This is a genomic window from Litorilinea aerophila (assembly GCF_006569185.2).
In the GTDB taxonomy this organism is placed as follows: Bacteria; Chloroflexota; Anaerolineae; order Caldilineales; family Caldilineaceae; genus Litorilinea; species Litorilinea aerophila.
Genome location: NZ_VIGC02000009.1, coordinates 150781 through 164647, shown reverse-complemented (window position 1 = coordinate 164647; position 13867 = coordinate 150781). Strand labels below are relative to the sequence as shown.

At 64.7% G+C, this 13867-nt stretch carries 7 protein-coding genes; 1 reads left to right on the top strand and 6 read right to left on the bottom strand.

The features are described from left to right. Window positions 1-166: 166 nt before the first annotated feature. Both FKZ61_RS09030 and FKZ61_RS09025 read right to left on the bottom strand, forming a co-directional pair. On the bottom strand, window positions 167-3208 hold the full coding sequence (locus tag FKZ61_RS09030) for an FAD-binding and (Fe-S)-binding domain-containing protein (protein ID WP_141609754.1): 3042 nt from the start codon (window positions 3206-3208) through the stop codon (window positions 167-169). Window positions 3209-3431: 223 nt separating this feature from the next. Continuing rightward, entirely contained in the window at window positions 3432-4694 is a 1263-nt protein-coding gene (locus FKZ61_RS09025) for a C39 family peptidase (RefSeq protein WP_141609753.1), read from the bottom strand. A 316-nt stretch (window positions 4695-5010) separates the two neighbouring features. Between FKZ61_RS09025 and FKZ61_RS09020 the strand changes: the two genes are divergently transcribed. After that, window positions 5011-5271 carry a glutaredoxin family protein gene (locus FKZ61_RS09020; RefSeq protein WP_141609752.1) on the top strand — a complete coding sequence of 87 codons (261 nt, stop codon included), beginning with the start codon at window positions 5011-5013 and terminating at the stop codon, window positions 5269-5271. Between the two features lie 49 nt (window positions 5272-5320). Here the strand turns inward: FKZ61_RS09020 and FKZ61_RS09015 are convergent, their stop codons facing one another. The 4 genes from FKZ61_RS09015 to FKZ61_RS09000 all read right to left on the bottom strand — a co-directional run bounded on the left by FKZ61_RS09015 (window position 5321) and on the right by FKZ61_RS09000 (window position 13857). After that, window positions 5321-5713 (bottom strand): hypothetical protein, encoded by a 393-nt coding sequence (locus FKZ61_RS09015; protein WP_141609751.1) that lies wholly within the window; start codon window positions 5711-5713, stop codon window positions 5321-5323. Beyond that, complete coding sequence (locus tag FKZ61_RS09010) at window positions 5710-6225, bottom strand: hypothetical protein (protein ID WP_141609750.1); 516 nt, start codon at window positions 6223-6225, stop codon at window positions 5710-5712. The genes FKZ61_RS09015 and FKZ61_RS09010 overlap by 4 nt, the downstream gene beginning before the upstream one ends. 306 nt (window positions 6226-6531) lie before the next feature. Continuing rightward, window positions 6532-12870: a S8 family serine peptidase gene (locus FKZ61_RS09005; RefSeq protein ID WP_141609749.1), complete on the bottom strand. Its 6339-nt coding sequence runs from the start codon at window positions 12868-12870 to the stop codon at window positions 6532-6534. 36 nt (window positions 12871-12906) lie between these two features. Further along, window positions 12907-13857, bottom strand: coding sequence for an NAD-dependent epimerase/dehydratase family protein (locus tag FKZ61_RS09000; protein WP_170199475.1), 951 nt, complete (start codon window positions 13855-13857; stop codon window positions 12907-12909). Between the last annotated feature and the right edge of the window lie 10 nt (window positions 13858-13867).

Here is a 13867-nt window from a genome sequence, read left to right as displayed (position 1 = left end):
CGGTGGGCGAATCATGATTCGCCCCTACATACCGGACAGCGCAGCCGTCGCCCGTGCCTTTATCCGCCAGGATGTGGCACCATCGGGCGGCTGGGAGCCGCCCCTACCGCAAACCAGCGCCTTTTCGCGGTTGGCGACAGCGGGCGGCTGGGAGCCGCCCCTTGCCTCAGTCGGCCAGGGCCGCGGCCAGGGCTTCGGCCAGGTGTACCGGTTGTCGACCGGCGAAGTGCTCGATCTGGTGGCGGCAGCTGGTGCCGCTGGCTACGATCAGGGCTTCCGGATCCGCCTGGCGTACGGCCGGCAAGAGTCGATCCTCGCCGATGCGCCGGCTGATCTCATAGTGCTCTGTCTCGTAGCCGAAGTCGCCGGCCATGCCGCAGCAGCCGCTGGGGATGACCTCCACCTGGTAGCCGGCCGCCTGAAGCGCGGCCACGCTGGCCTCGTTGCCCACCAGGGCCTTCTGGTGACAGTGGCCGTGGAGTAGGACCCGGGCGCCGCCCGAGCGCCACATGGGCTTGAACCGCCCTGCCTCCACCTCCCGTACCACAAACTCTTCGAAGGTGAAGGCCCCCTGCGCCAGGACCTGGGCCCGCTGGGAATCGCTGGCCAGGGCCAGGTATTCATCCCGCAGGGTCAGGATGCAGCTGGGCTCCACCCCGATGATGGGGATCCCTTGCTGGGCATATGGGGCCAGCAGGGCCACATTGTGATCCACCCAGGGCCGGGCCTTGTCTGCCTGGCCACCGGTGATCAGGGGGCGACCACAGCACTTTCGACCCGCGGCCAGGTAGACCTGGTAGCCCGCGGCCTCCAGGACCCGCACCATGGCCTGGCCGATGTGGGGCTCGTTGTAGTTGACCCAGGTATCGTGGAAGAGGATGACCGGTCCATTGGGGCGCTGGCCGGATCCATCCGAGCGGGCGCGCTGGTGGAACCATCGTTCGAAGGTCTGGGGCGCGTAGGCCGGCAGGTCGCGCTGGGGGTGAATGCCGATGCGGGCCAGCGCGGCTTTGGCCGGCGGCGTTCGCAGACTCCAGTTCACCGCTGGCACCAGGCCAGGTGCCAGCCTGTAGAGCAGGGCGTTGAGGGTGGGCAGCCAGCCCATGAGGCGGTTGAAAAGGGGCAGGCCATTGTGCCGGTGGTAGTGCACCAGGTACTCGGCCTTGATGCGGGCCATGTCCACGGCCGAAGGGCATTCGCTCTTGCAGGCCTTGCAGCCCAGGCAGAGGTCCATCACCCCTTTCATCTCCGGGGTGAAGAGCTCCTCGTGGGGGATGCGACCAGCCAGGGCATTGCGCAAGGCGTTGGCTCGCCCTCGGGTGGTGTCTCGTTCGTCCTTGGTCGCCATGTAGCTGGGACACATGGTGCCGGCCCCCAGTTTCCGGCAGACGCCAGCTCCGTTACACATCTCGATAGCCGGCGCGTAGCCGCCGTCCGCCCCCCAGTCGAAGACTGTGTCCAGGGAGATGGTCCGGTACTCGGGGCCGAAGCGCAGGTGCTCCGTGGGCGGCGGCGCGTCCACGATTTTGCCGGGGTTCAGCAGGTTGTCGGGGTCGAAGGTGCGCTTGACCTCCTGGAGCGCGGCGTAGAGGGTGGGGCCGAAGATGGTGGGGTTGTAGGCGCTGCGGGCCAGGCCGTCACCATGTTCGCCGCTCATGGCCCCGTGGTATTGAACGGCCAGCTCCGCCGCACGGCGACCCACCCGGGCCAGCATTTCCACGCCCTGGGCGGACTTGGGGTTGATCAGCGGGCGCACGTGCAGGCAGCCGGCCGAGGCGTGGGCATAGACGGCCACGTCGGGGATGTCCTCCTGCTGGCGGCAGAAGGCCAGGATCTCGCCCAGGTAGTCGGCCAGCCGTTCGGGCGGTACGCTCACATCCTCGATGCCCGGCACCGGCTTGTACGGTCCCCGGCGGCTCATGAGCAAGTTGAGCCCAGCCTTTCGCACGGACCAGACATCGGCGATGCGGGCCGGATCCAGAATGCGGACCACCGTGCTTCGCCAGCCCCGGGCATACAACAGCCCTTCCAGCCGCTCTAACTTCTGGACCAGCTCCCGTTCATCTTCGCCGTAGTATTCGGTGAGCAGCACGGCCGGCGGGTCGCCCTCCACGAAGTGGAGCTTTTTGGCCCACTCGGGCTGGGCCCGGGCCAGGTCCATCAGCTGTTTGTCCAGCAGCTCCGACGCGCTGGGCTCTGTCTCCAGGATGTCGGGGATGGCGGCACAGGCGTCCAGGAGGTGCTGGAAGTGGACCACGGCCAGGGCGGTGCGGCGGGGGCGGGGCACCAGCTGCAGGGTGACGTCGGTCATGATGGCCAGGGTGCCTTCACTGCCCGTCACCAGTTGCGCCAGGTTGAAGCGGTCGATGCGGGTGGGGTTACAGACCTCGGGCCGGAAGCGGCTGTCGAAGCTGAGCCGGGCCCGCTGATCGGGCGGCAGCAGGGACGCGGCCAGCCGGTCCAGGTTGTAGCCGGAGGCCCGGCGCCAGTGTTTGGGCCAGCGCTCCACCAGCTCCTCCATCACCCCCTGCAGGATGAGGGGGATGGTGTCATAGATGCGGCCCTCGAGTCCACCGGTGCGGGCTTTGGCCGGCAGATCGCCTGGGTCCAGCGGGCCGAAGTGGGCCCGGGAGCCGTCGGCCAGGAGCACCGACATTTCCAGCACGTTGTCTGCCATCATGCCGTAGAGGATACTGTGGCTGCCGGTGGCGTTGTTGGCAACGCTGCCGCCGATGGTGGCCCGGTCGGCGGAGGCCGGGTCTGGGCCCAGCATCAGGCCGTGGCGGGCCAGCAGGCCGTTGAGCCTGGCCACGGTGATACCGGGCTGGGCGGTGGCGGTGCGGCTCTCCACATCCACCGTGATGAGTTGATCCATGTATTTGCTGAAGTCCAACACCAGGGCCGCGCCCACGGTCTGGCCGGCCAGAGAGCTACCGCCCCCTCGGGGGAGGACCGGGACCTGGTGACGGCGGGCCAGTTCCAGGGCGGCCTGAGCGTCGTCGGCGTGCTTGGGGATCACCACCCCCACCGGTTGGATCTGGTAGAGGCTGGCGTCGGTGCTGTAGAGCATGCGGGTATAGCCGTCGAAGCGGACTTCACCGTCGATGACCCGCTGGAGTTCGGCGGCCAGGTCTTGCACTTCGTGGGGGATGGTGCGCATTTCGGTGCGGGTGAGTCCGCTCCGTGGAGATGTCAATGCCACTTTCATGGATGAACCCTTTCCCGTTGTGGAGCGATGTGAAGACATTGGATCCACTTTAACGGATTGGGTTCAAAAGTCAAATCGGCCGGGTGTAGGGGGCATAGTTCACAATCGTCGGAGTTGGCCCATTAGACGCCGCTGTAGGGGCGCTGCTTGCTCCGCCTTCCCACGCCGGACAGGGTAAGCCATGTACTACAGGTGGAAACCGTCGGCGAATTCCTGCCGGGATTTACCTGGGCAGGCTTGCCAGGGCTTCCTGGGCCGGCGCGAAGGCGGGGTTGAGGGACAGGGCCTGTTGCCAGGCGGCGCGGGCACCTGCCAGGTCGCCCAGCCCGGCCAGCCCCTGTCCCTTCCAGTAGTGAATCTCCTCGATGCTCTGGGTGGTGGCCAGGGTAGCGTCGGCCAGGGCCACCACGTCGCCGTAGCGCCCCACGGCGTGGTAGGCCTGGAAGGGGCCAAATTGATACCAGAGCATGCGCCAGGGGAGCCCCAGGGCCCGGGCCCGGTCGTAGGCCAGGGCTGCGGCGTCGAAGTCTTGCAGCGCGACCAGGTCGGTGCCCAGGTTGAACCAGGCGAAGGGGTCGTCGGGCCGTTGGCCCACGACCGCCTCTGCCGATTGGCGGGCCGTCTGCCACATGACGGCATCGTCCATCTGTTCGCCCAGGATCTGCTGGATCAGGGGCTCCTGTGTCTCCTGGTAGATGAGGATGTAGGTTCGGTTGAAGACGGCCCAGAGGGCTTCGGTTTCTGCGTAGGACAGGTAGATGCCCTGGTAGGGGGCATCCGCCGGGGCCACCAGGTTGTCGCTCACGTAGGAGTCGTAGGCGATCCAGTGCTGGGCGGCATCGTCGTAGCCCACCAGCAGCCGGTAGTGGCCCATGCCGTCGTTGGGTTCAGGCTCCAGCCACGTCTCTAGCACCACCGGGATGCCGTTGCTGAGGAAGGTGCGCAGCAGCTGAGCGTTGCCGTTGACCCGTACCAGCGCCCGGTAGCCCTGGCTGCGGGCAAAGTCGGCCAGTTCCTGGGGGGCTACGTTTTTGTCGTCGGGATGACGGCGCAGCACTGCGGCGATGTCGGCCTGATCCAGGCTGCTGCCGTAGTAGCTGAGGGCCATGGCCAAAGTCGCCGGGCCGCAGTTATTCCAGGTCTGCCACATGTGGCGCAGGCCTGTGAGGGTGACGGCGACCTGGGGCGGCTGGATGAATGGTGTGGGGGTAGCCGTGGGCGCCGGCGTCCAGGTGGGTGTCGGGGGAAGGGCCGTAGGCGTGGCTGTGCCGGTGGGCGTGGCTGTGGGCGCCAACACCACCTGGGGAGGGCGCGTTGGTGTGAATGTCCATGTGGGCACCGGCTCGACGGGGCCTGCGTAGGCCCCCTGGCTAGTCGCTGCGTAGGAACCAGGTGCACGTGTCAGGCCGATGGCCACCACAAGGATGGCGGCCACGCCCACCAACGTCAGTGCTGCTCCAGTTGGCGTCCGAACGAATTGGCGCATCTCCTGCTATTTCCTCCCCCCCGGGTGCCTGTCGCCATTCAGGGCTCACAACATCCCGCATCCGGCGGGGGCCATCGGGTCAACCCATGCCGCCGATCCAGGTGCCAATGCGCGGATGGCGGTTGAATGGATAACGTCGGGGCCTGCTTCCCCGTTCCATCCAAGGGCCTGGGGGATGACAGTTCGAACGCTGGCCCGTTTCGGCCCTTTGTCGTTTCCATTGTATCATAGGTGATTGTGTTGTGGGCGTCAGGGTCCCATTAGAACAGGAACATCAGTCACAAGTCGAGGTTAGTTACGAGCAGGAGTTGAAGGGATGCAGGAGAGACAGACTGCCGCCATTGTCATGTATACCACCGATTGGTGTCCGGATTGCTGGCGGGCCAAGGAGATCATGAAGGCCATGCAGGTGCCCTACACCGAGGTGAACATCATCCATGACGAAGAAGCGGCAGAGGAAGTCATTCGGCTGAACAACGGCTATCGCAGTGTGCCGACCATTGTCTTTCCAGATGGCACGGTGTTGACGGAGCCCAATACCACCACCCTGGTGCACAAACTACAAAGTTTACAGTAGTCCCAAGGCCAACTGGACCCAGGCACATCCTGAGTCCAGTTGGCGTCCCCTATTCCTGACTTCGGCCCTCCATGGACCCGGAGCCTCGATTCAAGGCGTGCTGGACGGCCAGGCGCAGCTCCTCATCGTCGAAAGTTTCGGCCAGGGAGGCCAGGCGCTCCAGAAATTGGTCGTCTTCCAGAACCACAATATTGCGTGACTGCAATTCACGCAGGAAGCGGTTGTAGGAGACGCCGGCCATGGCCGCCCCACCTCGCAGATCGACTTTTCGTTGCATATAGGCCTGGACGGCTAGCTCGATTTTCCTGGTGCGCATCCCTTCCCGGACCCACTGTTTCATCAATGACGCTTCTGGTGTGGCGGTCTGGGCACTCAATCGGGCCAGCTCTTCCGCCTCTTCGGGCGAAAGTCGAATTGACTTGGTCACTGTAGCTGTGCTCATTTCCACTCTCCCCGCTTGCTGGCAATTTCCTCCACGATCTGCTCAGCCTGTTGAATCAATTTAGGGCTGGTCGTCATCGTCAGTCGGCGTAAGTAGCCGCGCACAGCAGAATAGGTGATCTTACCCTGAGAATAAAGTAGGATGCAGAAATCGGGCACTGCGACACACTCGATGCCGAGAGAGCGGGCAAATTCCAGCGGTCGGACATCGTTGATCAGCAAGATCCAGGATCGCTCTCGGGCCAGGGCAATCGCATGTGCTTCTCCTGTGCCAAAAATATGTAAGGGTTCCTCTGGTTCAGCCGGATAGAGCCGCCCATCTTCTTTCAGCACCATGAAAAGCATGGCTTGAGGATAAATTAAGGACGTTTCGTCAGGATCAGTTGTGACAATCTCCTGCTCTACGGCCCGACAATAGTAGACCCTGAAGAACGAGAACAGATAAGGCGCTATTCCAATCTGGGCCGCAATATTCCAGAATGATGTGTCGAGAGAAGCATCAAGCAACGCCATGAATCTATTGTATTTACATTGATGCCAATGTCAACATAAATTCTCTCGGCGACTTCACCCCAGAGTGGTAGTAGGCACTCTAGTATTCGGAAGACCATTCACGAATGGACGTTACGCACGAGCTCCAGTTCAAGCCGGGTGCAATCCGCTCCGTTGAGTGCGTTTCAATGCACTTATAGTATGCCAGCCGATGATTTCAGTCATCGGCCCGAGGCCGGCCACCCTTTCATGCAGCGCTACCTCCGATTCGTGGATAGCCACATCAAGGATCGTCCCTATTCGGCACCATCATTCGAGCAAGAATCCCTATCCACCCACAAACGGCAGGTACAGCTCACCCCCGTCCGGCCCTGAGATGAAGGGGATGAAATAGCTCCGGGCGATCCAGAGCTGGGCCTGCGGCCGATAGGTGAGCTGCCAGTCCAGGTCCACGATCTCGACCTGGGGTTCCAGGCGGGTGCCGTAGGGCAGGTCGGCGGACACGGCAGCCGTGACGCGGATGGGGATCAGGCTGCGGGGTTCGCTGACCCCTGTCCACTCCACCTGCCCGTTGACGAAGCTGCAGGTGCCGGTGCCGCAGACCACCGAGGCCGGATCGTAGGTGAGGCCCGGGATGGCAGGCAGGGTGACCCGGGCGTTGGTGGCGATGCTGCCCTGATTGCGCACGTGTACCAGCAGGGTGACGGACTGCCCGGGCTCGCGGATGGCCGGCAGGAAGCTGAAGGTGGAGATCCCCAGCTCCGACCGGCGTACCCGCACCGAAGTGCTTAGCAGGTAGCGGGTGCTGTGGCCGTCATCCAGTTCGGCCTGGTTGACGATGACCGTGCCGTCCGGGTAGGAGGTGCGCAGCCGGGCATCGTAGGCGATGGTGACCGGCGTACCGGGTGCCACTTCCCCCGTCCAGGTGACGGTGTCCCCCTGTACTTGACAGCTCCCACTGCTACAGCTCAGGGTGTCTGGCAGATAGGCCAGGCTTTCGGGCAGCCGATTCTCCAGTCGGGCATTGCTGGCCGCCTTAAGGCCATTGTTGCGCAGGACGAAGCGATAGGTGTTGACGTCGCTGGCGGTCACCGCCTCCTTTTCCCGGCTGGCCGAAGAGGTACCCAGATCCAGCGGATTCAGGGTGGCGAAGGCGCTGCGCTGGATGATGCTCTCCGCGTGGATGATGTGGGCCGTGTTGGTGATGACCTGGTTGACCGCCGGCGAGTCTTCCACGGTCGCGGCGAAGGTGAGCTGGGCGGTCGCCTTCCCCTGGCCCACGCCGGGCGGAATGAAGCGGACTGCCAGCTCATCCCGGAGGCTGCCGGCCTGGTTGCAGGCGTAGTTGACGCCCTGGCTGCCGCTGTAATCTTCCAGCCCGGTAGCCGTGAAACCGCCGTCGATGGCGCCGGCCTGCAGCACGTTGAAGGTGATGGAGCCATCCTCATGGAGGATGAGCTGGAACTCGCCCGGGGCGCTGCCGTCGATGCCGAAGGGCCGAACGCCTCGCCATTGGACCACCAGATAGCGTTCCGGGGCCTGCCCAAAGGTCTGGTAGTAGATGGCGTCGTCCACCACCAGGTCTCCCCACGCTGCGGCGATGAGGCCGTCCATGCCGTTCATAGGGTGGGGCAGGGGACAGGGCGTGTTGAGGGGCGGGAAGGCGAAGGCGTTGAAATAGACGAAGCCGTTGGTGCTCACGCAGAATTCCCGCTGTTGGACCCCAAAGAAGGGGAAGGGGAAGCCAATGGGAACACCGCAGACGTAGAAGTCGTCCCCGCCCCCCAGAGAGGTGCCACTTCCCTGGATGTCCACCCACTGGAAGGTGACCTTATCTACGGCACCCCGCCCCAGGGAGTCCCCCCATTCGAAGCGCTCGCTGGTGTTGAAATACGCATCGGGATCGGGTATTACCTCCCCCGTCCACTCCAGGGTGTGGGTGTCGGCCAGGTAGCGGCCGCTGCCGTTGGACACCTGGAGGCTGTCTGGCACATAGTGGACGTTGGGTGGCAGCGGATCCCGGACGGTGACGGTGCCTGCCACGGGCCGGTTGGTCACCAGGTCCAGCCGGTAGGTCAGGGTATCGCCGCCCAGCACCCGGACAGGCGTCACCGACTTGCTGCTGGCGCCCAGGTTGGGCACTGCGATCAAGACGGTCGCCCGATCCTGGAAGGAGGCGTTGTCACCCTGGAAGGTGGCCTCCAGGGTCACGTAGTCTCCCTCAACCCACTGGCCAGGGAGCAAGTCGATGCCAAAGGTCACCTGCACTGGGACGGCATCCCCTGGTATCGAACCCTGCCATTCCACCCGATGCTCATCGGCCAGATATTGGGCGCCCGCTACAGCCGGCTGAAAGCCGGTGAAGGTGACGCCGTCTGGCAGCGGCACCTCCGCCCGGACCTGGTGGATGTCGGTCCGGCTGGCGTACAGCGTCAGGGTCATGGTGATGTGGCTGGCCGGGGCCACCAGGTTGACGGCCGGGGCCAGGTTGGAGAGGCAGAAGTCCGACTTGAGCCGGAGCGATTCCACGCTGACCACACTTTTCCGGCCACCCACCAGGAAGAGACGCCCCCGAGCGTAGGCCATGCCAGCGCCCCAACGGTTGCTGTCCAGCAGGTCGGAAATGGATTGCCAGCTGTCCATGCCCGGCTGGAAGCGTTCCACGCCGGGAACCGGGTTACCCAGGGCATCGGTGCCCCCGGCGACGTACAGGAAGCCGTCGGCCGCGGCGGCCACCACGGGATGCTGTCGTCCCCGCCTGAGGGCCGGCGCGCTGCTCCAGGCGTCGGCGACAGGGTTGTAGACGTCCACCCGGCTGCTATCGGTGGAGTTGCCGATCAGGTAGATCAGATTTCCCAATCGTGCCGCCCCCGCCTCGCTGCGTGAACCTCCCGGAATGGGCGCTTTAACTGTCCAACTTCGAGTCTGGGGATCGTATTCCAGGGTGTGGTTCGTTGCGCCGTCGGGAGTCAGCCCTCCGAACACATAAATTTTCCCCTGGGCCGTGGCCACCGCCGGGTAGGCCAGGGGCATGGGGAGATCGTTCTCCTGGCTCCAGCTATCCGACGTCGGATCATAGCGGTAGACATGGCGGCTGAAGGTTTCGCCCCAGGGCTCAGCCTCAGAAACCTCGCTCCGGTAGCCGCCGATGACGTAGATGGCATTGTCCAGGGTGGCCACGCCCGCCCCATGGAGGGGCTCGGGCATGGGGTTCATCTGCTCCCAGGAACGGGTGCAGACGTCGAAGCGGTGGACATCTGGGCTGGCTACGTCTGACTCTTGCTCGATGCCACCCAGGGCGTAGAGATACCGTCCCGGATTGGGGGCAGCCAGGGCCAGGTCGTAGCGATTGCGCGGCATGGGGGCTTCATCCCGCCAGGCGGCAAAGCTTGTGGTGGTGAGCGGAATTACCTGTTGGGGCAGGTTGGTGGCGTCCACCACCAGGCTGGCGACATCCTGGGCGCCGTTGGCTGCCTCGGCAGGGACATCCACCTGAATCATGATGCGGGCAGAGGTACAGGGGGCGATGGAGAGCGGCCCGGTGATCTCCTGCCCGTTCTGATGCAGGCGGGTGGGCCATTGGTGGCCGGTCAGAGAGAGCTGTACCGTCAGCGCCTGGCTGCCCGCGTTGATCAACTGGAGCTGGTAGGTTCGGGTGCTCCCTGGGGCTGTGACGGCCTGCAGGGCGCTGGGGGAAAAGTCGAGTCTGTAATCGGGCCGGGGACTTAGCGTCCACTCGATGCTGCGGCTGAGGATCTCCGCAATGGCCGGGTCTCGCTCTTTCCCCCGGGGGCCAATATTTTCGTAGCCCATGGCGAAATAGACCGCCCGATAGCTGGCATCACACGGGGCGATGGCCAGCGCCGCCCCGTCGCCGTTGGCGTAGGTCAGGATGGGGTAGGCGTCACCGGCGATGGGCGTCCGGGGCGTGACCGAGTCCGGCCAGAAGCCCAGGATGCCGTTGGCATACCCGTAGAGGCTGGCATTGGTCAGCTTGGGCGACAGGCCATCCAGAAAACCGGCGCCCTGTAGCGATTCCCCCTCCTGAGCCGCCATATCCTGCACGAAGGCGGCGCGCAGGTAGTTCTGATAGAAGCTGGAAAAGGCGTCCCAGAAGCCGATGTCCTGGCCCGACAGGATCAGGCGTCCACCCTGATCCAGATAGGCAGCCAGGACAGATTCCGCCCCGATGGAAGCGGGGGAACCGCCGCCAAAGCAGCCGAAAAACCAGGCGCTGCACCCGCTGTGCACCCAGATGACCACGTCATAGTTGGTCAGGGTGTTGAGGCTGGGAATGCCATAACCCACGGATCCATCTTCGCGGACGAAGGTGTCCTGTTGGTTCAGATACTGAATCGACCACTGATCGTAGGTGTAACCCGTTCGATCCAACGCCCACCGGAAGAGGGTCGTCACCGGCCAGCCGCTGAACCAGCCACTGAAGGCGTCGGCGTTGACCAACAGGATGGACGGAGCTGCTTTCAGCTCGAAGTCCCGGGTGGTGCCTTCGGCGGGCACGGCCACTTCCTGGCGCGCCGGTTTGGCGCCCTGGGCCTGGGCCAGGAGGGTGTGGGTGCCTACTGGCAGAGATAGGCTGTACTGGCCGGCTGCATCGGTGGTGGCCTGAACTGCGGGCGCTTCGACGACGCTCACCGTCGCGCCGACCACCGGCTCGCCGCCCCGGCGAACCTGGCCGCGGAGTTCCGCCCGGGGCAGGGCCGTCAGGCGAAAGTCGGCCAGGGAGAGGGTGCTGCTGATGACCGCCTGGCGTTCAAAGGTGGCCGGTTCATAGCCCCAGGCGTTGACCGTCAGGTTGTAAAGGCCGGCCGGTACGGTGAGGGAGTAGGCGCCGGCCGCGTCGGTCTGGCCGCTGAAGTGGACCTGGCCATCGATGCGGATGCCGGTGACTGTGGCGCCTGCCACGCCGGTACCCTGGGCACCATCCCGGACGGTCCCCCGGAGATCACCCGCGCTTAGAGCCCAGCGCACAGCTGGTTCGCTCTGAATGCGGCCATAGCCGTAAAGGTCGTCCGGCCCTGGAGCGCCCAGGTCCAGGGCCGTGGCTGCCACGAGATACTCCAGCTCATCCACGTTGAAATCGCGGAAGCCGTCTTGCAGGTCGGCGGAGATCAGGAGCGCGAAGAGGCCGGCCACGTGGGGCGCGGCCATGGAGGTACCCGAATACTCCGCGTACTCCTGGCCGAAGACCGAGGAGCGGACATCCACACCGGGGGCCGTAAATTCGGGTTTCTGCTCCCCCTCGTAGAAGGAAGGTCCCTGGCCGCTGAAGCCCGCCAGCTGGTCATTCCGATCGGTCGCGCCCACCGCGATGGCCTCGGGCGCGTTGGCCGGCGTCCCGATGGAGCCGGGGCCGGCCTCTGGGTTCCCGGCGGCAAAGACCGGCGCGATGCCGGCCGCCCGGAGGGTCCGGATGATGGGGCGGAAGACCTCGTTGACGGGATTGGCCGAGCCCCAGGAATTGCTGATCACATCCGGCGCCTTACCACAATCGGCGGTGGAGAGGTCGCCGCTCAGGTCGGTGGGGCAGAGCAGCCACTGGAAGGCCTTGAGCATGGTGATGTCGTCGCTGATGCTGCTATCGCCGCTGCAGAGGGCCGGCACCGCGATCCAGCGCGCGCCGGGGGCCATCCCCACCTGGGTGCCCTCCGTGCCCCCATCGCCTACCAGGGTCCCCATGGTGTGGGTACCGTGGCTGCTCAAATCGTCGCAGTCATAGGGGATGCGAGAGCGGCTGGCGCCCAGGTTGCCGTTGGGGTAGAGGTTGCCGTCCGGGTCGAACCAGTTGTAGTTGTGTTCAAACGACTGGAAACTGCGGTAGCCCCGGTAGCGTTGGGTGAGGGCCGGGTGTTGGAAGTTCACACCGCTGTCGATGGTGGCGACCACCACTCCCTCCCCCCGGATCCCCAGCTCATTCCAGACCCGGTCGGCCCCCACCAGTTCGATGTTCCAATTGGCGTCGCTCAGGTCTACGGTCGAGGCTTCTTGCGGCGGGGAGAGGGCCGGCTGCCCCAGGCTGTGGACGGGATAGTTGGCCACGATGCGGGCCACATCGGGCCGCTGGGCCAGGGCGATGAGCGCGGCCAGGTTGCCCTCCACGGCCAGGACATTCGCAATGAAGAAGGGTTGATAGCTGGTAACGGCGGCCTGGGCCTGCAGGTCTTGGAGACTGGCCGTGACTTCGGCCTGGGCGGCCCGGGTTTCTGCCAGCAGGCTGGCGTACAGGGCCGAGCGCTGGTCCACCTGGCTGGCAAATACTCCGCCTGTCAAGGAAGCGGCGTCGGGCTGTTGGGCCATGTAGACCAGGAAGCGGGTTTGTTCCGGCGGCTGGGGGGGACGGGCACCTGCTGGGGAGCTCCCCAGCAGGTGGGTCGGCCAGATTTGGCCCCGCAGCTCGGCCAGGATGCGGGGGTCCACTTTCTGGCGTATCTCCGTGGGCAGGGATTGCCACGTATCCCACAAGAGCTGGTCGAGCTGTTTGTCACCGTCGGCCTGGGTTGTTTCCCGGGCCAGGTCGGCTGTGGCCGGCGCCAGGACACTGTTCCGGGCCATCGCCGTCTGGCTCCTCTGGAAGCCAACGGCAAATAGGAGCACGATGGCGGTCAGGATCAGGATGCGAAGTGCCTGCCCGCGGGGGATGAAGACCATGGTTGACCTCCTGGTGGATAGGGCAGGCAGCGGCCCTCAGCGTTCCTGATGCATGTTGGCTCGCTGCCACGCCAGTTGGGCGCGAAGCCCATCTCGAATGCCGGTTGTTGGTTGATAGCCCAGAAGTTGTTGAGCTTTGCGGATATCGGCGACCGTACGCCGTTGATCGCCGGGCCGGGGCGGGCCGTGGGTGATGCGGGGTTGGCGTCCGCTCAGTTCGGCCAGGATGGCCAGGACCTGGTTGACGCTGACCTCCTCGCCGCCGCCGATGTTGAACACCTGGCCCACGCTAACATCCCGTCGCTCGAAGGCCAGGAGGATGCCCTGGACACAGTCGGCAATGAAGGTGTTGCTGCGGCTATCGTTGCCGTCCCCATCGATGGTAATCAGTTCATCGTTGAGGATCTTGCGGATGAAAATGTTGTAGCCCATGTCGGGGCGTTGCCGTGGGCCGTAGACGGAAAAAAGCCGCAGGATGGTCACGGCCAGGCCAAAATTTTCCGCGTAGGCCTGGCAGAGATGTTCGGCGGCCAGCTTGGTGATGCCGTAGGGCGAGATGGGCGCCAGGGGCGATTCTTCATCGCCGGTGGCGAAGCGGCCGTAGACCGACGAAGTGGAGATGTGGATGAAGTGTTCAATCCCTTCCTGGCGGGCCGCATCCAACAGACGTTGGGTGGCCAGGATGTTACAGCTCATGTAGGTGTCGAATTCCCGCCAGCTCCGCAACAATCCGGCCATGGCGGCCAGGTGAAAGATCACGTCGGCCTCTCGACACAGGGGGGCCAGGTCGGCGGTGCGCAGATCCAGCTCATGGAAGCTGAAGAGGGGCGCACCCTGGAGGTGGGCCAGGTTGTGTTCTTTCAAGGGGCGGGGGTAGTAGGGAATGAAGGCGTCCACACCGATGACGCGATGGCCGCGGGCAATGAGTTGTTCGCAAAGGTGGGAGCCGACAAAACCGGCTGCGCCGGTCACCAGACAAGTGGTCATGGATAGATCT

Bases quoted from the DNA above. Each gene is read 5' to 3' on its own strand.
- FKZ61_RS09025 (WP_141609753.1), bottom strand. From the start codon at position 4,694: ATGCGCCAATTCGTTCGGACGCCAACTGGAGCAGCACTGACGTTGGTG.
- FKZ61_RS09010 (WP_141609750.1), bottom strand. From the start codon at position 6,225: ATGGCGTTGCTTGATGCTTCTCTCGACACATCATTCTGGAATATTGCG.
- FKZ61_RS09030 (WP_141609754.1), bottom strand. From the start codon at position 3,208: ATGAAAGTGGCATTGACATCTCCACGGAGCGGACTCACCCGCACCGAA.
- FKZ61_RS09000 (WP_170199475.1), bottom strand. From the start codon at position 13,857: ATGACCACTTGTCTGGTGACCGGCGCAGCCGGTTTTGTCGGCTCCCAC.
- FKZ61_RS09020 (WP_141609752.1), top strand. From the start codon at position 5,011: ATGCAGGAGAGACAGACTGCCGCCATTGTCATGTATACCACCGATTGG.
- FKZ61_RS09015 (WP_141609751.1), bottom strand. From the start codon at position 5,713: ATGAGCACAGCTACAGTGACCAAGTCAATTCGACTTTCGCCCGAAGAG.
- FKZ61_RS09005 (WP_141609749.1), bottom strand. From the start codon at position 12,870: ATGGTCTTCATCCCCCGCGGGCAGGCACTTCGCATCCTGATCCTGACC.